At 38.0% G+C, this 22,883-nt stretch carries 20 protein-coding genes; 12 read left to right on the top strand and 8 right to left on the bottom strand.

The window, feature by feature from the left end; translation table 11 throughout:
* From ACH63V_RS14705 to ACH63V_RS14680, 6 genes are all read left to right on the top strand, one after another.
* On the top strand, positions 1-1,467 hold the full coding sequence (locus ACH63V_RS14705; RefSeq protein WP_263613333.1) for a TolC family protein: 1,467 nt from the start codon (positions 1-3) through the stop codon (positions 1,465-1,467).
* Positions 1,464-3,599: a type I secretion system permease/ATPase gene (locus ACH63V_RS14700; RefSeq protein WP_263613334.1), complete on the top strand. Its 2,136-nt coding sequence runs from the start codon at positions 1,464-1,466 to the stop codon at positions 3,597-3,599. Before ACH63V_RS14705 ends, ACH63V_RS14700 begins: the two co-directional genes overlap by 4 nt.
* A 3-nt stretch (positions 3,600-3,602) precedes the next feature.
* The gene (locus ACH63V_RS14695) at positions 3,603-4,793 is read left to right on the top strand and encodes an HlyD family efflux transporter periplasmic adaptor subunit (protein WP_263613335.1); all 1,191 of its coding nucleotides are present in this window, start codon (positions 3,603-3,605) and stop codon (positions 4,791-4,793) included.
* Positions 4,794-4,885: 92 nt separating this feature from the next.
* On the top strand, positions 4,886-5,485 hold the full coding sequence (locus tag ACH63V_RS14690) for a YigZ family protein (protein ID WP_311087954.1): 600 nt from the start codon (positions 4,886-4,888) through the stop codon (positions 5,483-5,485).
* On the top strand, positions 5,478-6,089 hold the full coding sequence (locus ACH63V_RS14685; protein WP_396463910.1) for a DapH/DapD/GlmU-related protein: 612 nt from the start codon (positions 5,478-5,480) through the stop codon (positions 6,087-6,089). The genes ACH63V_RS14690 and ACH63V_RS14685 overlap by 8 nt, the downstream gene beginning before the upstream one ends.
* Before the next feature lie 155 nt (positions 6,090-6,244).
* Positions 6,245-7,087 (top strand): universal stress protein, encoded by an 843-nt coding sequence (locus tag ACH63V_RS14680; RefSeq protein WP_263613338.1) that lies wholly within the window; start codon positions 6,245-6,247, stop codon positions 7,085-7,087.
* 116 nt (positions 7,088-7,203) lie between these two features.
* Here ACH63V_RS14680 and ACH63V_RS14675 read toward each other — a convergent pair whose 3' ends face one another.
* The 6 genes from ACH63V_RS14675 to ACH63V_RS14650 form a co-directional block, all read right to left on the bottom strand.
* Positions 7,204-7,872, bottom strand: a complete 669-nt coding sequence (locus tag ACH63V_RS14675) for an O-methyltransferase (RefSeq protein WP_002051063.1) — start codon at positions 7,870-7,872, stop codon at positions 7,204-7,206.
* Positions 7,873-8,070: 198 nt separating this feature from the next.
* Positions 8,071-8,793, bottom strand: a complete 723-nt coding sequence (locus tag ACH63V_RS14670) for a peptidase M15 (protein WP_396463909.1) — start codon at positions 8,791-8,793, stop codon at positions 8,071-8,073.
* Between the two features lie 131 nt (positions 8,794-8,924).
* Positions 8,925-9,248, bottom strand: a complete 324-nt coding sequence (gene fdxA, locus ACH63V_RS14665; protein WP_002051033.1) for a ferredoxin FdxA — start codon at positions 9,246-9,248, stop codon at positions 8,925-8,927.
* 345 nt (positions 9,249-9,593) lie between these two features.
* Positions 9,594-10,124, bottom strand: a complete 531-nt coding sequence (locus ACH63V_RS14660) for a GNAT family N-acetyltransferase (protein ID WP_396463913.1) — start codon at positions 10,122-10,124, stop codon at positions 9,594-9,596.
* 64 nt (positions 10,125-10,188) lie between these two features.
* Positions 10,189-12,834, bottom strand: coding sequence for a DNA mismatch repair protein MutS (mutS, locus tag ACH63V_RS14655; protein WP_396463907.1), 2,646 nt, complete (start codon positions 12,832-12,834; stop codon positions 10,189-10,191).
* A gap of 356 nt (positions 12,835-13,190) precedes the next feature.
* A complete protein-coding gene (locus tag ACH63V_RS14650) occupies positions 13,191-14,102 on the bottom strand; it encodes a LysR family transcriptional regulator (protein ID WP_396463906.1) in 912 nt (303 codons plus the stop codon).
* A gap of 102 nt (positions 14,103-14,204) precedes the next feature.
* Here ACH63V_RS14650 and ACH63V_RS14645 point away from each other — a divergent pair, with 102 nt between their 5' ends.
* Positions 14,205-15,395 (top strand): MFS transporter, encoded by a 1,191-nt coding sequence (locus ACH63V_RS14645; protein WP_396463905.1) that lies wholly within the window; start codon positions 14,205-14,207, stop codon positions 15,393-15,395.
* 686 nt (positions 15,396-16,081) lie between these two features.
* A complete protein-coding gene (locus ACH63V_RS14640; protein WP_396463904.1) occupies positions 16,082-16,633 on the top strand; it encodes a TetR/AcrR family transcriptional regulator in 552 nt (183 codons plus the stop codon).
* Positions 16,634-16,835: 202 nt separating this feature from the next.
* On the opposite strand, the gene ACH63V_RS14635 is transcribed toward ACH63V_RS14640, so the two are convergent.
* A complete protein-coding gene (locus ACH63V_RS14635; protein WP_396463903.1) occupies positions 16,836-17,513 on the bottom strand; it encodes a hypothetical protein in 678 nt (225 codons plus the stop codon).
* Between the two features lie 501 nt (positions 17,514-18,014).
* Between ACH63V_RS14635 and ACH63V_RS14630 the strand changes: the two genes are divergently transcribed.
* Positions 18,015-18,839 (top strand): hypothetical protein, encoded by an 825-nt coding sequence (locus ACH63V_RS14630; RefSeq protein ID WP_396463901.1) that lies wholly within the window; start codon positions 18,015-18,017, stop codon positions 18,837-18,839.
* A 14-nt stretch (positions 18,840-18,853) separates the two neighbouring features.
* On the opposite strand, the gene ACH63V_RS14625 is transcribed toward ACH63V_RS14630, so the two are convergent.
* Entirely contained in the window at positions 18,854-19,204 is a 351-nt protein-coding gene (locus ACH63V_RS14625; RefSeq protein ID WP_396463900.1) for an IS630 transposase-related protein, read from the bottom strand.
* A gap of 548 nt (positions 19,205-19,752) precedes the next feature.
* Between ACH63V_RS14625 and ACH63V_RS14620 the strand changes: the two genes are divergently transcribed.
* From ACH63V_RS14620 to ACH63V_RS14610, 3 genes are all read left to right on the top strand, one after another.
* On the top strand, positions 19,753-20,568 hold the full coding sequence (locus ACH63V_RS14620; RefSeq protein WP_396463899.1) for a hypothetical protein: 816 nt from the start codon (positions 19,753-19,755) through the stop codon (positions 20,566-20,568).
* A gap of 410 nt (positions 20,569-20,978) precedes the next feature.
* Positions 20,979-21,824 (top strand): OmpA family protein, encoded by an 846-nt coding sequence (locus ACH63V_RS14615; protein ID WP_396463898.1) that lies wholly within the window; start codon positions 20,979-20,981, stop codon positions 21,822-21,824.
* Between the two features lie 35 nt (positions 21,825-21,859).
* The coding region (locus tag ACH63V_RS14610; RefSeq protein WP_396463897.1) for a BapA prefix-like domain-containing protein at positions 21,860-22,883 on the top strand (1,024 nt) is incomplete at its 3' end.

Here is a 22,883-nt window from a genome sequence, read left to right as displayed (position 1 = left end):
ATGCTTCTAAGTACGCTACATGTACCTGTTGTGATATATGCTGCTAAACCAAGTGAGCAATACCACACCCTGAAAGAAAACTTGTCACAACTTTTTGTCCCTAAAAGTAGTGATGATTTCAAAGTTGCCAAGATGCACGAGCTTAGTAATTTTAAGCTAGATCGTTCTATTGTGCAGGAATTTCCAACTGTTCAACTTAATGATAAGTCGGCTTCATCTTTTTCCAACTTGCCATCTCGAACGATGACATTGCAAGATGCGGTAAAAATTGCCATTCAACGTAGTCCAGATATTTCACAATCTATTGCAACTTTAGCGGGTCAAAATTCAGGAGTTGACGTTGCTAAAGCCGGTTACTATCCCCAGCTAGCAGGCGGGATTTCAACTGGTGATTTAAGCAGTGGAGAGCGTGGTAGGCAGCTACTTACTTTAAGTGCCACTCAAATGCTTTATGACTTTGGTAAAGTCAAATCAGGTGTTGATGTTGAGCAAGCTAAGGTTCAAGTTGAACAAGCCAATGTTTTGGTCAGTGTTGATACTCTAGCTTTGGATGTTGCACAAACTATTGTCAATATTCAGCGTTATCTTCAGCTTAATAAAATTGCTGAGCAGCAAATTGCCGGTATTCAACGCATTCAAGACATTGCTAACCTACGTGCAAACGCTGGTGTCGCGAGTCAGGCAGACCCAATTCAGGCGCAGTCATACTTACAAGCAGCGCAGTCTACCTTGATTGCTCAGCAATCATTGTTACGCCAGTATCAACAGCATTTAAGAACACTACTCGGTGCAGATGTTACTCGTACCGGATGGATTATTTCCGAAGATCTAGTCAAGCAATCTGATCTTTATGGTGAGCCTGAGTTCAATACTATTCCTAAAATGATTGCCGCACAGGCAAGTGTTGAGGTCGCTAAAGCACAAAAAGAACAAACCCGTTTAACACGCTATCCGACCTTAGCCGTAAAAGGCTCAGTCAGTCAGGCGCTTAACGGTAAAAATCCAAATAATGACAAGGATGATGGTTTATATAGTTCAGTTATGCTTGAAGCAACGAGTCAGTTTTACCAAGGTGGTGCAACCGCTTCACAAGTAAAAATGGCAAGTTATGCAGAAGAAGCGGCTAAATCTAAAGTCAATTCTGTTTATTTAGATGTGTTAGATCAAATTAGAACAAGTCGTGAACAAATTGAAAATAAACAACGTCAAATGCAGGTTTTGGCGAGTCGCCAAGCAACGACGGTTCGTACACGTGAACTGTACCAAGAACAATATAAGCTCGGTACTCGCTCACTGGTCGATTTATTAAATGCTGAACAAGCCATTCATAGTGCAAACTCAGAACTCGAATCAGCACGTTATGACATTTATAACAGCATTGTTCAGTACATTGCAGCAACAGGACGTTCCCGCCAAGCCTATGGCTTAAATAATATTTCAATTCAGGGGTTCGAAGTACAACCATGATGACAAAAATAAATTACCAGCCTTGGTTACAGGCGGTCTTAACTATTGCCAAACACTATCGAATAGAACCGTCAGAAGAAAGAATTCGTTTACAACTTGATTGGAACCAAAACCAGAATCTAGACGATGTCTTACAGTTAATGACACGTCAGGTCGGTTTAAATCTTCGTAAGGCACCCTTTTCTTTAGACTTGTTAAACCCATGGCGTTTGCCAGTTATGGTGGAGTTTAATGATGGGCAAGTGGGTGTAATCGATAAAGCAGATACACAAGGCAATGTCAGTATCCAGTTCAGTGGAGATCAGGGCCTTTCTCAAAATTTATCATTAGACGTTTTAAAAACGACGCTGAAAAATGTTTATATTTTGCGTCCAGAAACGTCTATTCCAGATGCGCGTATTGATGAATATATCAAGCCATACGAAGCAAACTGGTTCTGGTCCATCGTTTTAAGAGACTGGAAGCGTTATATCGATATTATGTTTGCCTCTTTAATTGCCAATATTCTGGCACTGGCAACCATTATTTTCTCGATGCAAGTCTATGACCGTGTTGTGCCATCTCAGTCAATCCCGACTTTATGGGTGCTAGCAGGTGGTGTACTGATCGCGGCTCTGTTTGAGTTTACCTTGCGTGTTTCGAGGGTATATTTATCCGATATTATTGGTAAGCGTGCTGACTTACGTGTCTCAGATCGTGTATTTGGCCATGCTTTACGCATTAAAAATAAAGATCGCTCGAAATCTACAGGTAGTTTTATTTCCCAGATTCGTGAACTCGAAGGTGTTCGTGAACTGGTGACTTCGACCACCATTAGTGCAATTGCAGATTTTCCATTCTTTTTCTTGTTCCTGATTATCTTTGCGATTATTGGTGGAAAAATATTCTGGGTCATGTTGCTTGTTGTACCTCTTATGATCTTGCCGGGTATTTTGGTTCAAAAGAAATTGGCTCAGCTTGCTCAAGAAGGGATGAGAGAATCTTCAATCCGTAACGCAATTCTTGTAGAAGCGGTGCAGGGTATTGAAGACATCAAGCTATTACGCGCTGAATCACGTTTCCAAAATCAGTGGAACCACATGAATGAAGTTTCAGCCGACATTGGTATGAAGCAGCGTAAAATTGTGGGTACGTTAATGGCTTGGACCCAAATGGTTCAGGGTTTAACTTACGCTATTGTGGTGTTAGTTGGCTGTTTTGCAGTAATGGAAGGAGAAATGACCACGGGTGCGCTCGTTGCGTGTTCAATTCTTTCTTCACGTATGTTGGCACCAATTGCCCAAATTACAGGGGTTTTAGGTCGTTTACAGCAAGCAAAAGTTGCGAAACAAAGTCTCGATGAACTCATGCAACGTCCAATTGATCAGGCTGATCGTGCCCATTTAGTTCATAAAGCTGTTTTAAACGGTAATTACGAATTAAAAAATGTAATGTTCCAATATGGTGATGACGACCCAAAACCAAGTCTTGCAATTCGTCATTTGCAAATTCGTGCTGGTGAAAAAATTGCAGTTTTAGGCCGTAATGGTGCTGGTAAGTCAACCTTGCTTCAGCTTTTATCTGGTATGCAATCTCCAACTCAAGGTGCTGTGCATTTAGATGGTTTAGATCTTTCTTTAATTGACCCATCTGATGTACGCCGTGATATGGGACTATTAAACCAAAATGCCCATTTATTCTACGGAACAATCCGTGAAAACCTGACCTTAGGTGCACCGCTTGCAACCGATGAAGATATTCTTCGTGCTTTAGTAGTGACAGGCGCATTACCTTTTATTCAAGAGAAGAAAGAAGGTCTAGATCACTTAATTTTAGAAGGTGGTGTCGGTTTCTCTGGTGGTCAAAAACAAGCTTTATTACTTGCACGTTTATTAATTCGTCAACCAAATATTCTATTGCTCGATGAACCAACAGCAGCCATTGATGATGTTGCCGAGAAGCAACTGATTGATCATCTTAAAGGATGGTTGGCGCATCGTACATTGATTGTGGCAACACACCGCCGCGCTGTTTTAGAACTGGTCGACCGTATTATTGTCGTGAATGAGGGCAAGATCGTGATGGATGGGCCAAGAGATCAAGTACTTAATCAATCAACAGCCCAACAAAAACAAGTAAGCCAAGGGGGATAATTCATGAGCGAACAACAACAAGAACTCACCCGTTCAATGAATGTATCTTATAGTGAACCACCATTACCACGTGCCAGTTTAGTGATTTGGATTGTAGGTATTGGGCTCGTTAGTTTGTTTATTTGGGCATGGTTTTTCCAGTTAGAAGAAGTATCTACAGGTACGGGTAAAGTTATTCCATCGTCTAAAGAACAGGTCATCCAGTCTTTAGAGGGTGGGATTTTAACTAAGCTGAATGTACAAGAAGGTGACATTGTTCAAAAAGGCGAAATCCTTGCTCAATTGGACCCAACCCGTTTTGCGTCAAATGTAGGTGAGTCGAGATCTTTATTGATTGCAGCTCAGGCAACCGCAGCGCGTTTACGTGCAGAAGTAAATGGTACGCCGTTAGTTTTTCCTGAAATTGTCGCGAAAGATCCAAAGCTTGTGCATGAAGAAACAGCATTGTATGAGTCTCGTAGAGCTGATTTACAGCAAACGCTTTCAGGTTTAAAGCAAGCATTAGAATTGGTTCAACAAGAACTCGCCATGACTGAACCTTTGGTTGCTAAAGGGGCTGCCAGTGAAGTTGAGGTTTTACGCTTACGCCGTGAAGCGAATGATTTACGCAATAAAATGAACGATGCACGTAACCAATACTACGTGAAGGCTCGTGAAGAGTTATCTAAAGCAAATACTGATAGCCAAACTCAACAGCAAGTCGTGATGGGGCGTAATGACAGTTTAGAGCGTGCTGTATTTAGAGCACCTGTGCGCGGCGTTGTAAAAGAAATTACAGTGACAACGCATGGTGGTGTCGTTCCGCAAAATGGTAAGTTAATGACGATTGTTCCAATTGATGAACAGTTGCTCATTGAAGCACGTATTTTGCCACGTGACATTGCGTTCATTCGTCCTGGTCAAGAAGCTTTAGTGAAGATTACAGCTTATGACTATTCAATTTATGGTGGTTTAAAAGGTAAAGTTACCGTTATTTCTCCAGACACGATTCGTGATGAAGTTAAACAAGATCAATTCTACTATCGCGTTTATATCCGAACTGATACAGACAAGCTCTACAATAAACAAGGTAAAGCTTTTGGTATTACACCGGGTATGGTGGCAACGGTAGATATTCGTACTGGTGAGAAAACTGTACTCGACTACTTGCTTAAACCGTTTAATAAAGCGAAAGAAGCATTACGAGAAAGATAATAGTAAAAGCCCCGAAATTCGGGGCTTTTTTATGGGTTTGCTTCTACTAAATTCACGCTATAATTTGATTTTTATTATGCTTTATTTAATTTATGGCTTTTACGATTGCAGCACCGGTTACATTTGAAGAAGAAATTAAAAAAAGTAGATTTCAGGCGATTGCTGCGCCAGTAGAAAATGAACAGCAAGTGAAAGAATTTTTAGAACTAAATAAAGATATATCGACCACCCATCAATGTTGGGCGTGGAAAATTGGACATAACGTTCGCTTTAATGATGATGGTGAGCCATCTGGTACAGCAGGACGTCCAATCTTGGCTACGATTGAAGGTAATGACTTAACGAATATCATCGTTATGGTGAACCGCTGGTATGGCGGTATAAAACTGGGAACAGGTGGTTTAGTACGGGCTTATGGCGGTTGTGCTGGGCAATCATTATTATTAGCTGAACGAATTGAACTCATTGCAAAGAAAACCATTCACTTTTCTTGTCATTTTAATGAATGGGCGATTTTTCAATATGAGCTTACGCAGCAGCAAATAGAATATCAGGAAACTTATACCGCAACAGGTGTAGATATTGAAGCGAGACTGCAAGTCCACCAAATTGAACCACTTGCCTTGAAACTTCGCGATGTCACTCGTGGTCGTGAAGAATTAAAAGTTGAGGAGGAATTAACTGATGACTGACTCCTTACTTAAATACCGTGAGCAACATAAGCATCGTTTAAATTATATGCCATGGTTATATTGGACGCTAAAGCCTAAACATCGCGCTTGGGCAGAAGAATGGCAAAAAGAATATCAGGCTTATTTAATGGATATGGAAACAGTCGAGATTGGGCAGAACTGTTTTATTTCACCGTTAGCCCATATTTTTGCCGAGCCGGGTCGTAAAATTAAGATTGGTGATAATTGCTTTATTGCAGCCGACTGTAGTTTGCATGGACCGCTTGAGATTGGTAATGAAGTCGCAATTAACCATCATTGTATTTTAGATGGTGGTCGAGCTGGCATCAAACTACATGATCAAGTGCGTATAGCTGCTTATTGTCATCTCTATGCATTTGATCATGGTATGCAACTAGACCGCCCACTTTACCAACAACCTGTTCGATCTCAGGGAATCGAAATTGAAAAAGATGTTTGGCTGGGGGCGCATGTTGGAATTAAAGACGGTATTAAAATTGGTAAACACGCCGTTATTGGTATGAATAGTATGGTCACCAAGGATGTCGAACCCTACCATATTGTGGGGGGAAACCCAGCAAAATTTATCCGTTTAAGAGAATAATACAGTCTTAAGAGTGTAATAAAATGTTTGATCTATAAACAAAAAAGCGGATTTTAATACATAAACCTTAACATACAGATTTTTATCTATGTTAAGTTAAAGCTAAGTTATAGAAAAATCTCCAAGGCAAATAGACCTGAAGAAGAGAGGCAAAAATGAACCGTGTGATTGCGTGTATTGACTCATCACCTTGTATTAATGCTATTGCAGATGCAGCGGCTTGGGTTGCGAAAGCGACTGGACGAGAGCTTGTGTTATTACAAATTCTAGATTATTACCCAGCAAGTTATCACTTAGGTGAAATTAGCGGTGTAATCGGCTTTGAAAGCAATGCAATGTTGCTTAAAGAGTTAGCTGAATTAGAGCAAAAACAAAGTGAACTCGCTTTAGATTACAGCAATAATTTACTCAGACATATCTCTGACTTAATTAAAGAAAAACACGGTATTACCTGCTCAAAAATTCAGGAAAAAGGGGATTTTTTAGAGCAAAGTTTTAATCTCTTACATGAAAACGATATAGTTATTTTGGGTAGGGTGGGTGAACGAGCTGCCGAAAAACATAAACCTATTGGTAGTAATGTCGAGAACTTTATTCGAGGCGCAAATTGTACGGTTCTGACCATTGGCGAAAACTTCAAAGTACCGACTCGTTTTATATTCGCCTATGAATATTCTCCTACGTGTCAAAAAATGATGCGCCGTATTGCACAAAGTGATCTCTTACGAACTTTACAGTGCCATTTAGTGTATGTGGGCGACCATCCTGAAATATTGAATGAGCCAGAGCATTACCTGAAAGAAGCAGGCCTAGATGTAGTGACCGTTTACCGATATGGTGATGTAGCCCAAAATATTCTTGAATATCAACAAGAGCACGGCATCCAAATTATTGTGCTCGGTGCATTTAGCCATAGCAAAATTCATCAGTTCTTCTTGGGAAGTATTGCAACGACCATATTCCGGAACGCGACTGTACCGTTACTTGTGGCTAAATGATGAGATCAGCATATAGTTATCCGCAAATCTTGTGGATAACTATATGGAAAAGCAAGGGTAATAAAAGTAATTGATTGATTATAAATAATAAAATAAAAAAGATGATTTTTTGATCATTATTTCACAATTGCAATTGCGAAGCCGTCATGACCTTTTGAGCCAACCGTTTGTAAAGCTGTGCAAGACAGAATTTGCGGGTGGTTTTCTAGAGCTTTAAAGGTTTCACGGATACCTTCAATACTTGGTTTTTTGTTTTCAGGATTCAAAATATCACCAGCACGAATAACATTGTCTAGCACAATAATCGTGCCTGATTTTGAGAACTTAAGGCTGAGTTCTAGATATTCCGGATAGCCCTGTTTATCGGCATCAATGAAAATAAAATCAAAAGGTTCAATTGACTGAGGGTCAATCGCAGAAAGTATATCTGCGGCGCGGCCTGCTTTTAGCTCAACTTTTACAGGAAGATTAGCATGGTCGATATTTTTTTGAGCCATTTCTGCGTGAGTATCGCGGCCTTCAATGGTAAGTAAATAGCCATCTTCAGGGAGTGCACGTCCTAACCAAATCGTACTGTAAGCAGCAAAGGTTCCAATTTCTAAAACACGCTTGCACTTATTCATCTGAATGAGCATTTGCAAGAACATCCCTTGGTTTGGAGCAACTGCAAGATGATTTGAAAAGCCGTGTTCGTCGGTATTTTTTAATGCAAAGTCGAGTCGAGGATCTTCGGGAATTAAATGTGAGTCGATATATTCGTCAATGTCTGTCCACAACTGCTGCATAGTCAAATTTACCTGTATGTTGATAGGCGTATTTTAAACGTTTATGACTAGAGTGCAAAAATCTTCGGATTAAGAAATTTTGGTTGATTAGGGAATGAACAAATTAGCAGTTAATTTAAGAGTGTTTCTTTATAAGAACATTTAAAAGAGAGGAATAAAAAATCCCCTTATGCTTGAGTGCATAAAGGGATTTTAATTTTAGAAATTACACATTGAGGTATTGCGGGTTAAGTCAGGTCCCCAAGTACGATAGCCTTGAGTATCAATATGGATTTGTCCTGAACTATATAAACCAATACCTAAGTTTAAACTTTGACCATGTTGGGCCCAGAACTGACACAATTTAAACTTGGTGTTTTCAATAAACGCATAGTCTTGTGGCTGTGGAACTTCTGGTCCAATACGGAAATCGATGGCAGAGTTAAACAAATGTTTAGAAGAACTTGCACCACCAGCACATTGGTTTAAAGGTAAGTCACGATAAACCGAAGTCACTTCAAAGTCGGTTAAAACTTTGGCAGCAATTAAATATTTAAAGACACGTAAGGTTGATAAAGAATTATTCCAAAGTTCGCGGTTTGGTACAGCATATTCTGAGCTGCCACACTTTTGCCAATCGCGAGCTGATCTTAATAATTCAAAACTTGGTACGATGCCTGCTACGTCATGACGCGCTAGAAACTTTTCATACTCGCGGACGCGTTCATAATGATCGCCAGCATTTAACCAAGAGCGATAGGAAGCAGGCTCAACTTTAGGTGGAATAGGACGTTCGATAATAACGCGTTCTTGAGGAATAAAGATGCGTTTACCACTTGGAGAGGTTTTGCCTGTTGTTGTGTGTTGGGGAGAGCTGGCACAACCCACCATAATCGCAGGGATTATGCATACGGGCAGCAGACTCTGCAAAAACTTCCGCATAAGAAAAATCAAAAGCTTAATAAATATTGCGCCTATTTTAATGCAAAACAGTGCACAAATTACGAGGAATTTGCAATGAAATGTTTGAATAGGGTATAAAAAAGATCAGCGGTTGCTGATCTTTTTTGAAATTATTTTTCTAGATACTGTAACTTATCTGGTTTGCCGTTCCATTCTTCACGGTCAGCAGGTTGGTCACCAATTTGAGTAATGTTAGGCCATTTTTGAGAAAGTTCAGCATTTAATTCAATAAATACTTCTTGACCTTCCGGTAACTCATCTTCAGAGAAAATTGCATTTGCAGGGCATTCTGGTTCACACAATGCGCAGTCAATACATTCATCCGGATTAATCACTAGGAAATTCGGACCTTCGTAAAAACAGTCTACAGGACAAACTTCTACGCAATCTTGGTATTTACATTTAATACAATTTTCAGTGACAACAAAGGTCATGGCGACAGCTACCTAAAAAATATGGTTTCATTTCGAATAGCTTATTTTAGGCAAAAAAGGGGTAAACAAACAATTGCTTTTATTGATATTGTTTATTTATACATATGAAGATAAGTTAAAACTTTGATATTTAAAACAATGTTGTAGGCTTAAGATCAGCCAAATTGTAAATTTAAGATAATAATATGTTTTTAAAAACAACAGCTTGAATAAATTTTTTCTAATGACTTTAAATGTCATTTGGGTCAAGGTATCTATTTGATTAGATACCTTAAATACAACTTTCACCTTTGAAATTTGTTTTTATGACATATTGATAGCCAAAAAATCGTTAAATAATGAACCTTAAAACATACAAAGCAAATGAATGTCCTCTGGTTCTAACTCCCATAATTGCCGATCTGGGTGTTTTAATACTGTCGCACCATGCTTCATATAAAAGTCGACTGTACGTTTACTTGGCGTAGCTGAAATATAAAGTTGAAGAGCGCCTAGTTGCTTGGCCGATTCTTTTGCCGCTTGCATGAGCTTTGCACCAATGCCTTGACCTTGTTGATCGGCATCGACATAAAAATATTGCAGTAATTTTGCATCGGGATAATCAGCAATGTGTTGATTCGATACGACACTAATGCCCACGAGTTGTTCAGCCGTATTAAAAGCACCTACAAATGAAGCACCTTGTTTATAGAGTTCTTTTAATTTTGGTGGATCATTTTCTAAATGATATGCATCCCAATGCTTAACATCATAAAAACAATCTGTTAATTCGAGTTGATCTTGTTTTTGTATGTAGAGTTGGGTAATCAGTTCACGTCGACTAATTTGTTGCCAAATTAAATCGATCTCTGTGTATTGTAGTGGCCTTAAGAAAATAGAAATTTTATTCTCCTTCAAGTAAGAGCAAACATGCCCATAGACATGTTTGCTCAATCAATAATTATGATTTAAGTGCAGCTTTTAGCTCATAAAGTTGTTCAAGTGCTTGGCGAGGCGTCAAGTTATCGACTTCAATTTGCTTAAGTAAGTCTAGAGCAGGTGACGGTACTTCGATTTCAATCACTTTCTCTATGACTTGAGTATTTGATTTCGCGTCCGAATCTAAAGTTGCAAACAAATCATCTTGAACACTGGTTTGTAAGTGTTGCTGTTGTTGCTTCTCTAAAATCCGTAAACGTTTTTGAGCTTCTTTAATGACATTGGCAGGAATACCAGCTAATTTCGCAACTTGTAAACCGTGACTTTGACTTGCAGGTCCTTGTTGAACTTTATGCAATAAAATCAGGTTGCCGTTAAGTTCTTGTGCAGTCACATGATAGTTATCAATACCTGCTTCACTACCTAACTCAGTCAATTCGAAATAGTGCGTGGCAAATAGACATAGACATTTTACGCGCTTGGTTAAATCAACCACACAAGCCCACGCTAAAGAAAGTCCATCGTAGGTACTGGTACCACGGCCAACTTCATCCATTAACACCAAAGACTGATTGGTTGCATGGTGCAAGATTTGTGAAGTTTCAGTCATCTCGACCATAAATGTCGATTTACCAGTCGACAAATCATCGGCAGAACCAATACGCGTAAAAATACGGTCAATAGGGCCAAGTTTAGCTGCTCTTGCCGGCACATAACTACCGCAGTAAGCCAGTAAACTGATTAATGCAGTTTGACGCATAAAGGTAGATTTACCGCCCATGTTTGGACCAGTAATAATCGCCATACGGTGCTGCACATCAAGGAACGTATCATTTGGTGTAAATGGTGCTTTACTTAACGCTTCAACTATAGGGTGACGGCCACCTTGAATTTTAATACCTGTTTCTGGGGTAAATTCAGGACGAGCCCAATTGTTTAAACGTGCTTGATGAGCAAAGTTTGCAATTACATCAATGTGTGCAATTGCTGAACTCATCATTTGTAGATGAGCAATATTTTCACGAAGGTTTTCAAGTAAAGCTTCAAATAATGCTTTTTCACGCGCTAATGCACGAGATTCACTTGATAAAACTTTATCTTCAAAGCTTTTTAGCTCAGGCGTAATGTAACGCTCTGCATTTTTTAATGTTTGACGGCGAATATAGTCGGCAGGGGCTTGCTCAGCTTGAGCACGCGTAAGCTCAATGTAGTAGCCGCTCACACGGTTATAGCCGATTTTTAAAGTATTAATGCCCGTGCGTTCACGCTCTTTTATTTCTAAATCAATGAGGAATTGGCCTGCATGATCGCGAATTTGACGTAATTCATCGAGTTCAGCATCATAACCTTCTGCAATTACATTGCCATCACGAAGTAATACAGGTGGGTTTTCAACGATGGCTGCCATTAAATGCTGATGTAAGGATTTAAAGTCACCCAATTCCTGATCAAGTTGTCCTAATAACTTAGACTTTTTTGATTGAATAACGGGTGCTAAAGCATTTCTTAAAAATGGAATTTGCGCGCAAGCATGACGAAGCTGAACCAAATCACGTGGTCGCGCACTACCCAGCGCAACACGGCTAAGCACACGTTCAATATCGCCAATTTCTTTAAGTACTAAACGGACAGGAGTTTCATGGTAGCCTTGAATGAGTTGTTCAATCGCATCTAAACGGGCATCGAGTAATGCCGTATCGCGAACAGGCTGCATAAGTGTGCGGCTGAGTAAACGGCCACCCATTGCAGTTTGGCAGTCGTTCACCAGTTGGAATAATGATGTGCCATGTTCAAACAACGGTTCAATAATTTCTAAATTACGGCGCGTGATTGGGTCGAGCGCAATAAAGTCTGTGCTTTGTTCCAACAAAATTGAACGAATATGCGGTAACGCCGTTTTCTGAGTTTCTTTGGCATAATGAATAAGTGCCGCAGCAGCAGCTTTAGCCAAAGGTAATGGGTCGAGTCCAAAACCAGAAAGCGTTGATACAGAGAACTGGTCACATAAGGTTTTTTGTGCGTTATTTAAATTGAAGTCTACATTTGGGCGCTTAGTTACAGGGCAATCTAAATGCTTTTTAATTTGTTCAATAATGTTCGGATCAACCAAATCTTCATCAATCAAAATTTCACTTGGCATCAGGCGTGCCAGTTCAATTGGAAGTTGTTCAGGTTTGTAGTCTTGTTGTTGAACTTTAAAAATACCCGCACTTAAGTCAAGTAACGCAAAACCGATTTGGTTTTGATGGATACATAGCGCAACAAGATTGGATGACTGATAGCTTGTGAGTAGTGCGTCGTCGGTTAATGTACCAGGGGTCAGAATACGAACAACTTTACGCTCAACAGGTCCCTTACCTGTGACTTCACCGACTTGTTCGCAAATGGCTACAGTGCGGCCTGCTTTTACCAAACGTGCTAAATAACCTTCGGCTGAATGGTAAGGAACACCCGCCATTGGAATTGGGTTACCGTTTGCTTTACCGCGATGGGTTAGGGTAATTCCTAAAAGTTTGGCTGCTAAATGAGCGTCTTCAAAGAAAAGTTCATAAAAGTCGCCCATACGATAAAACAGCAACGCATGTTGATAATCTTTTTTGACCTTGAGATATTGCTGCATCATTGGAGTGTGGTTAGAGAGATCGGCCATGATTTCAGCGCTATTCATGCGTAATAAACCCTTAAAAAAAGCAATAATATTTTACGGTTGGTCATCTAACCAATTCTAATAACTTCTGTGTGAATTGGACTTAATCTAAGAAAAAAGTATACCTTTTCATGTACCTTTTTTATGTCAAAATTGAGTCAACAGTGTGTAAGAGCTTAACTTAATTTCTCACGGTTGCCATCTTAACAAATTGAGACTGATTCGCAAAAAGGATTCCTAAAATGAGCGAGGAAATAAGCAACAAAAAGAAAGCGACCTGAGCAGTTTGAGTAGAAGACAGGGTGACGATTGGCAGTCCTGATAAAACTGACATAGGTAAATATGCCGATTTCAGAATGCATATGAAATGATAGGTTTTATAAGGATACATGCCCCAATTTCTGCTGTATGAAATCTATAAGTGCTCTTGTTTTAGCGGGTAAATAACGACGATTTGAATAAAGTGCAAACAATTGCAATGGGGCTGCCTTTTGTTCAAACTCTATCTCGACTAGCCGTCCGTCACTAAGATAAGGTTGGCAAGCTTGTTTCGATAGAATTGCGAAACCGATACCTGCTACAGCAGCTTGGCCTGCCATTTCTCCGCTGTTCACCCGATAGTGTCCTTGAACCTTGATGGTCTCGAACTCACCCTTTTTATTGATAAATTGCCAAGGAGTACCTTTGAGTGCACTTACTGTTGTAATACAGGGTAATTCTTCAAATTGTTGAATATGAGTAGGTGTACCATAACGTTGAATGAGAGAAGGAGCTGCAACAATGGTGCAAGGGATAGTCACCAGATGACGAGCGATATAGTCACTGTTATCCATCTGACCGCGGCTAATAATAATAGCTAAATCGAGATCATCTCGCAGAGATTCAAAACCCGACAAATTTGTGACACAGCTTATTTCTAGTTCGGGATACTGACATGCGAACTCTGCAATAACAGAACCTAACAATGCAGGGCCTATTTCAGTGGGAATACAGATTCGTAAAGGACCCTTGAGCTGCATTTGCCGCAACGTTAACTCTGTCTCCGTTTGCTCAAGCGCTTCGAGTAATGGCTTTGCTCTGGTATAGAGTAGCTGCCCAGCCTGAGTGACTTTCATATGTCGAGTGCTGCGCTCAATGAGCTGAAGATCGAGTTTTTCTTCTAACTGAGAAATACAGCGACTCACGTTTGATGTGGGCATTTCAAGCAGTTTCGATGCGCCCACAAAACTTTCTCTTTCAACCACAGCAATGAATACTTTCAGGGTATTAAAATCCAGAGCAGGACGCATCAATTATCCCATATTTGATAATAATAAGTGCTATTTCTACCATATAATAAACACTATTGATAGTAGTTAAACTTGGACATCTTTTATCTATAGGTTACTGCGATGTCCCTAGCCACACAGACGTTTAATCATAAAGCTCTCATGCGGATGGCCACTGTAATTGCTTTTGTCCAGCTCACGAATGCACTGGAATATATGGTGTTTAATCCTATTTTTGTTTTTATGGCGACAGATTTCGCAGTACCAGTATCATTCTCAGGTTATGTTTCAGGGATGTATACGCTTGCCGCCGTCCTTTCGGGAGTTATTGCTTTTTACTGGATTGATCATTTCAATAAAAAACGTTTTTTAATTATCAATATGGCGCTATTAGGCCTTCTGACATTTTTGACTACATGTACATCTAGTTTTAGTTTTCTACTTGCACTTCGATTTTGTGCAGGGCTGGTTGGCGGTACAACAATGGGAGTGGGTATAAGTATATTAATAAACAATGCACCGTCTAATTTACGGGGAAAAATGTTAGCGACGGTGATCGCGTCATTTTCGATAGTAAGTATTGTAGGAATGCCCACGATATTATTTCTATGCACTCACTATGGTTGGCATGTGGCTTTGTGGCTCATAAGTGCATTATGTGTGTTGGCGTTGCCATTAATTGTATCCATCATACCCAAAGACCAAGTCTCTTTAGACGTGCTTCGTGCGCCGCCTTTAGATGCAGATACTATACTGTTCGCCTCTGGTAATGCGCTCGTACAGTTTAGTCCTATGCTGGTCATTCCTATTCTGGCCCCCTTAATGATTCAACAATTGGGCGCTTCGCAAGACCTACTGCCTTGGCTATTTTTTTGCGGGGGCGTGATGGGTTATTTATCTACAAAAATTACAGGGGCGTTAACCTCGCGTTTTTCTGCTTTGGTACTGGCTACAGGTTCAACTATTGTCTTTATACTGAGTTTGCTGATACCAATGATTGGCTATCAGCATGCAGCGTTATTTATTAGTTTATTTCTCGGTGCATCTTATAGTCGTTTGGTGTCATCTTCAGTGGTTACGATGCAGTTTCCTAACGACCGACAACGAGCTGGATTTTCTTCATTACAGACATCAATCATGTATCTGATGACAACCGTCGCATTTTTTCTATCCGCTTTTCTATTACCAGACCATGACATGGCACCACAAAGTGTAAATAAGTTACTGGCGATATCTGCAATTTCAGCAGCAGGGTTCCCAATTCTCGTTATTATTCTGCAAAAGAAGCTGGCTAAACGTGTGCCCATGAGCTAATTCTAAAGCCACTATTTTTCCGTACATTAAAATAGTGACGACTAAATCTATAACGTGTAAATGGTATTGAAAAAGTAGCATTTTGGGGTGAGAAAAGCGTCTTTTTATAAACCCCACTTTAACAATAACTCAGGCATTATTTATCCTTACTTTTTAATGATCTATTTTAAAACAAATGTCATTTTGTGTGCTTGACTGCAATAAACTTGGGCACTATCCTTTGCCTGCTGGCCTACATTGCCAGTCGGTTGTCGCAGACCGTGTCATAGAAGCATTAAAGGTTTTATATCTTTAGTGTGTACACCCTCGTGCCCCCTCTATGGTGGAACGGAGGGGGACACCTTTGGGTGTGCTGGATCTATGACCAGTCTGCGAACCCCCTTCGTTCTGCCACCATAATTTTAATGTCTGGCAGAACTCCCAATAAAAAGGAGTTGGCTTTGCACATCCATTATTTCTTGGCAGCCTTTGCCAAAAGCTATAACGACACAGCTTAAAAATTTACAGCAGCTTGAACGCCGTAGGGTTTTCAGGCTTTAGTCATTTTTACTTAAAACTTAGCAACAAAAAAATTGAGATGTGCCAAGCACCGTCTTACGGCTTTGCTGTGCCTTTTTTTCTCCCAGAAAGGGCACAGGCTTTTTTATCTCATTTAGAAACAACAAGAATTTTATAACGGTAAAACTATGCGAAATTTAGAAACCTCTTCCAAAAAACTACATGTAGTTCAAACTGCTATACAACTCATTACGGCGAATGGGTTCCACAATACAGGCGTAGACCTGATTACTAAAGAAACCAAAATTGCCAAAGGTACGCTTTACAACTATTTCCACTCTAAAGAACACCTGATTGAAATGTGTATCACCTTTCAAAAAAGCCTGCTCAGAGAAGAAGTGCTTTCTATCATTTATTCAAACCGTTACTACAGTTCAAAAGATAAACTTAAAGAAATTATTGTGTTACATACTAATTTAAACAGCCAGTATCATTTTTTAATCAAAGCCATTTTTGAAATAAAACTGCTTTATCCAAAGGCTTACCGCATGACAGTTGAATACCGAAAGTGGTTACGCCATGAAATTTTTGACTTGATTTTTAGCGGAGAAATCCGCGAGCCAAAATTCGATGCTCACATGGTGGTAAACCTGATAGATGGTTTGCTGTTACAGGTTTTAAGCTTAAACAGTTTGAAAGAAAGGGATGAGGTGTTGGAATATTTTTTTTGTACAATTTAGATGGTTAATATAATTTCAGAATCTTAACTTGCAATGGACAATCAACAAGACTAAAGAACAAGGAGGTTAGTTATGGCTATATCCTTTTGGCAACCGCCGTTCAATTTTTCTTAATGCGTGTGATGTGTAATAACACTTCAGTGATTATACATTTAAATGTGAAAGCCCCACGAAAGGGCTTTGCACAGAGAGTCAGGGTATTTTATTTATTTTCAATTTCCAAAGAAGTTTCTAAAGGTTCGCACTCGGTAATAGATGAGCCTTCTAGCAAATTAAAAGTATATTGAGTTGCATACTTGAAGCGCCATAATTTTGGAATTGTAGGCAAGTTATATTCTATTTCATATGTATGGCATTGATTAGGTTGATAAATGTGAATAAGTTCAGAATCATTACAACTTATATTACTAGGTGATGAAGGCAATCCATTTTCGTCAAGTAAAGTGATTGGCGATGCACAATTAGCTATATGCTCATAAACAGGGCTTGATGTTTCATTGCAGGTTTTCACATTTAAAATAACTTTCTGTTCTAAAGAATTTAATGGAATATCAATATCTTTATCCACTAAAAATTCTTCGTAATTTTCATTGGTTTTTTGTTTAAAAGAGATGGAACGATTAATTCCATTACAAGTATCATTAATTTTACCGCGATATTTTATATGTGATTGCTGCAAAGATATCATTTGTTCTTGATCTATCTGCGATGGTGGTTGTGATTCACCATCACCAATAATAGGAGGAGATGGTTGAGTATTTGTGCCAGTACCCGTACCGCCTAAGCTTACGCCCCCAGCCGATAGACTATTTTCTCCACAGCCTGTTAATAAAATACCAACTAGACAGCAAATTAAAGTTGATAATTTCTGAGAGCTCATTCGAAAGTTCATTTTTACTGTAAAATATGATAAATGTGTATTTTGCACATTGTGTAGCGTTTCAAGTAAAGAAAACAATGGCTAAAAAATTGTTTTCTTAAGTTAGAGGATGCGTATTGGTAGAATTTAGAGAAATATTGAAAAACTTTTTCTTTTGCACAAGTCAATGCAATATAAATGGGCGATGTTCTTTAACAACATAATTTAAAGTCTGGATACTGTTTACCTTTATGTTCACTGTTAATTCAGAGGAAGTTCTTTTTTAATATTGATTCTGGACTTGTCGAGATCTATCTCAATAAGTTTAATTATCTACTATAAATAGAGTAGATAAGCTTACAAAATAGAAAAATGGATAATAAAGCTGATTCATTTTTCACAAAAAAAAGCCTACATTTTTTTTAAAAAAAAGCCTACAATTCATTATAGTAAAAAAGTATAATTTTATTAAATTATAAGAGCAAGTTGGGGAAGTCTATTTTATCTAATCTTGGAGTCTGCATGGGTAAAGACACATCGACTTTGGTAAGTTCGGAAGAGATGATGTTGTCTCATGATACTGAAACGACATTAGAGCATGCTATTAGCATTATACCTGAGTTAGTTCATTGGCTCATAAAATCTGGTGTTGGTTATACAGAGTTTTCAGCAGCACTTAAAATAGTATTTTATAATGAAGCTATTAAAGAACTAGATTCTATTAAGCAAAAAAAGACTGATTCTGCTGTGAGTTTATTATCTGGTTTAGGACGAAGAGATGTAAGAGGTTTTTGTCAGACCTATGGCGAATATAAGTTAATTAATCAGTTTAATGAACAATTGCCTATTAGTGTTCCTGCTCGCGTAATAGGTTTGTGGATAGGACAAAAGCTCCCCGCTCAAATTCCATTTAATGGGGAAGAACCAAGTTTTGAAAGCTTAGTTAAGCAAGTCTCTTCTGAGAAGCACCCTAAATCAATATTATTGGAACTTAAACGGCTTGGTTTAGTGATCGAAGAAAATGATCAGGTTATTTTGCAGAATTCTAGTTTTACACCAGATCCTCAAATGGATGAGAGTAAACAGTTATTTACTCAAAATATATCGGATCATCTGGCAGCAGGAATTAGTAATCTTACGCAAAAAACAAATTTTTTAGAACAAGCTATTTTTGCAGATGAATTAAGCCCAGAATCTGTTGAAAAACTTAAGAAATTAAGTGTGGATATGTGGAATTTGATGTCTAAAGCCATTCTTTCTTCAGCAATAGAATATTGTAAAAATGATGAGGGAGCGACTGACGCGAATAAACATTTTCGTTTAGGAATTTATCAATATGATAAATAGAGTTTGAGTTATTTTTAATTTTGGCGTGTATTTTTCCAACCGATTTTTTTAAGTCCTCTCCATATAATGGCATATGAAACTTTGTAGCCAAATCGTTGTTCAAATGGTTCAAGTAATTCGCTAACCTTGGAAAAAGGTGTTGTTCTTACAAATTCCTCAAAGTCTTTGAAGTCTATAATAGAAGAGGGTCTTCCAACTCTAATTGCTGGTAAAGGCTTCAAGTCTTGAGTTGTTTCTTCAAGCAAAATCCATTCATCTAGTGTTGATCTTGCAATCTGAAATTTTTTACAGACTTCCGTCTTATGTTGAATTTCTTTATAAGTAGACATAACTTTCTGACGAAAGTCTAAAGAATACGCTCGCATAGAATCACTTCATTTTCCTATTACAAATGCTTTAATCAAACTTAGCCCACTGGTTGAGACAAGAGAAACCATTTATCTCGATTCAAAGATTTTGTTTTTAACTACCTGCCTAAAAATTGTTAGAGTGGAATGTATCACTATTTTATAAATATGTACATATTGAACATTTTTAAGTTTAAATCTAAGCTATTTATCTTGCTTTTTTAATATTTAAAGAAATAAATGATTGAAATGAACATTTTGTTTGTCAGGTCTTTTACTTTCTGATAGATTGTCGTACGTTTTTTAGTCAAGAATAAGTGACTTTAATTGCTTCTAATACAATTGTTTTCAAGATGAAAGGATTCTTACTCATTGATTCGGCTCTATTTAAATTTTCATGATCTTTCATATGTTGTTTTCTAAGTAATTTTCCTATTTTTTAAAGAAAGTTTAGAAATGATAGTAAATGAATCATGCTAAATATTTAATTTTAAACACGAATAAATGTAGACGCTAAAGGAATCTTCTGTTTTTTAGTTCTTACAATGTTTATTGAGATAACTCATATGCCTCATTTACGTCTTACATTACCATTAGTATCTTTAACTTTGTTTATACTCTCTGGTTGTACAGGTGAGGATGGCGGGTTTAATGTTGGAGTGACTTTAGGGGGGACTGGTACGGGTGAAATGACAGTTGGTACCGAAAACCCTGTTACCAATCCTCGACCAAATCCAGGTTCAAATCAAATGGAAGATGATGGTGAGTATGCTGTTGGATATCCAAACCCTGTAACACAATACTGTGGTGGTATTGAGAGAACGATTCAATTCGTTAGACACTATGCTCCATTTATCCCTATGAAAATGGGAGATAGGATGGATCTTTTAGGAATAAATAGTGGATGGCCTGTAAGATATAAATTACAAGTTATTGTGAAAAATACGACTTCAGAACCGATTTATGAATACATCAACAGTTGTAAAGCGGCTATCCAGTTAACGGGCTCAAAAACAGAAAAAACATCTGAAACAAATTACTGTTTAAATGAGGAAACTGTAAATACTTATCAACCCAATGAAGAAAAAACCTACTATTATTCTTTTAACTTACCTAATATTTTGCAAAATTGGACCATAAGTTATACGTCACAATATTCTAAACAATTATATCCAACATTGTACGATGATGATAATGACAGTTTAAGAACCCATTGCTCTGCTTTAAGTACAGTATTATTAATGGATGACTATCCATCAAGTAGGGATGGTGCACCTCCACAAACTTCCGAACAAGAAAATAATTCTAATTCTTCGCAAGTAGATTCAAGTAATAATACTAAGACAGAAGAATCCCCAATCTTTGGTGGATTTGACTTGTAGGCTTAATCTTCAGTTAGAACAAATTTAGTTTCCGTATATCACTTTAGCCACACCATTTGAGTGTGGCTTTTTTAATGTCTTATGGAAATTAATTTGTTGGTGAACCTGACAACAACCTAAAACCGATAATCATAGCTGTTGTTCTTTATGTGCAAATTGAGCATAAAAATAAAAATATATAAAAATATTTTTTTACGAAAATATGGATTAAAAATAAAATTTTAATTATCAATAAATTAATTAAATTTAAATGCCTGCAAAAGGAAGCATTGTTTTCATTTAAATAAAAATGTGTAAAATGCACATTTATGCTAATGTGATTTTTGCACCTTCATGTTGCAAAAAAGAGAAGTACTTCACAGATATAGAGATAACAAAGTTTTTTACTTTCAACGTTTAGGGAAGGCTATATGTATAAATTACGATGGTTGGGAATAGCTGTGTCAATTGGGTTGTCTGCTTGTGCAGTAAACAATTATTCACAGCCTTCAGGCTTACGGTTTCAGGAAAGGAGTGTTAGCAATACACAAGTGGTAAATGTAAAACGAGATAATAAGTTATGTGCAGAAGACACTGCGGAAAATCAAAATTGTCCTATTAATTTTTATATCGACAATATTCAAGCAGGTAGCTTCTATATCAACAATACAGCTCAGTATCGTTTGAAGCCTGAAACTTATAATTTCAAAGTTAAAAATTGTACTTCTAAAGAATGTCAATCATGTGATGTTGATCTTCGAGCCGATCAGTTAGCTGATAAAAACTTCATTCTTTCTGTAAGTGATAAAGGTAGACCTTATATCCTAAATAATGGGAAAGAACTTGTTTGTACAAAAAAAGAAAAGACTCCAGTTATTGAACAAACTTCAGTAATCGAATTATCAGCAGATACTTTATTTAAATTCGATGGCTCTACACTTAATGATTTGTTGCCTAAAGGACACCAAGAAGTAATGGATTTAACTTCTAAAATTTCGAAGGGATATGTTTCGGTAAGTCAAATTAAATTAGTCGGTCATACAGATCGATTAGGTAACGATAATTATAACAAACAGTTAGCGCAAAAGCGTGCCGATACTGTGCGTAATCTTCTAATTCAAAATGGGGTGCCTGATCGCATTATTAGCGCGACAAGTGCAGGAAAAACTCAACCTGTAACTGATGGCTGCCCTAACGTTAAATCACATGAATCCCTAAAAGCCTGTCTGCAACCAGATCGTCGTGTAACTGTCGAAATTACTGGGATTTCTAAGTAATTACCAATTTATGGAATAAGAATTTTAGGTGAAATATGACTAATTTTATTGTAATAGAAAAAGATTCTTTAGAGAAATCAATAGTTAATTCGAATCAGATTACTTTAACCGAAGCATCAATTGTACATACAAAAATGCATCGTGATGATGTTGAGGCCTTTATTCGTGATGGCAATAACTTATTGCTTAAATTGAAAAATGGCGAAGTAATAGTTATTGAGAATTTCTTCACAGCTTATGATGATGTAGTTTCAGATTTGGTATTTGAAGAAGAGGGATGTGTTCTATATTGGTTTGATGGACTTTCTGATTTTAAAGGTATTCCTGGATTAGAGGTTTTACTACCAGAGGCTGGTAGTAAACTTGTTAGTCTTTTACCTTGGTTAGCTGGTGTAGCTGCTATTGGGGGGATAATTGCTGCAGCGAATAATGATGACAATAGTTCATCAACTCCACCAAATGGTACGAATGCTATTGAAGTTAAAAATGATGGGTTAATTACCGGAAAGACTGAAAATATTCCTAATGGTAGTAAGGTAAATCTGACTATTACGGGTAAAGATAAAGATGGTAATTTAATTAGTCAGAAAATTGAAACCACTGTTAATTCTGATGGTAGCTATAAAGCAGAAGTACCAAAAGATTTTGCTGATGGCGAGTTGAAAGTAGAGTCTGAAGTTGTAGATCAAAATGGCAAAGTTGTAAAAGCCGAAGATCAGTTAAAAGCTGGTACTGATGGTCTTGACCGAGTAGATGGAACCATCACGGTTGATGTCGATACTCAGGGTCATATCACAGGTGGCACCACAGACGTTGCACCGGGTAGTCAAGTCACCTTAACTATTACAGGTCAGGATCAGGCGGGTAACCCACTTGAGCAACAAGTCACTGCTACTGTTAATCCTGATGGTAGCTATACAGCAGAAGTGCCGGCAGGCTTTGCTGATGGTGAGTTAATAGTGAAAGCAGATGCGGTTGACCGTAATGGTACACCGGTGAATGCTGAAGATAGTCTTGTGAAGACGGATCATGACAATAATCCGGATACACCAGACCAAG

It is taken from the genome of Acinetobacter sp. ABJ-A23_2 (assembly GCF_044538765.1).
GTDB classification, from domain to species: Bacteria; Pseudomonadota; Gammaproteobacteria; order Pseudomonadales; family Moraxellaceae; genus Acinetobacter; species Acinetobacter nosocomialis_A.
The sequence above is the reverse complement of the archived record's forward strand: the minus strand, read 5'-3'. Positions and strand labels throughout refer to the sequence as shown.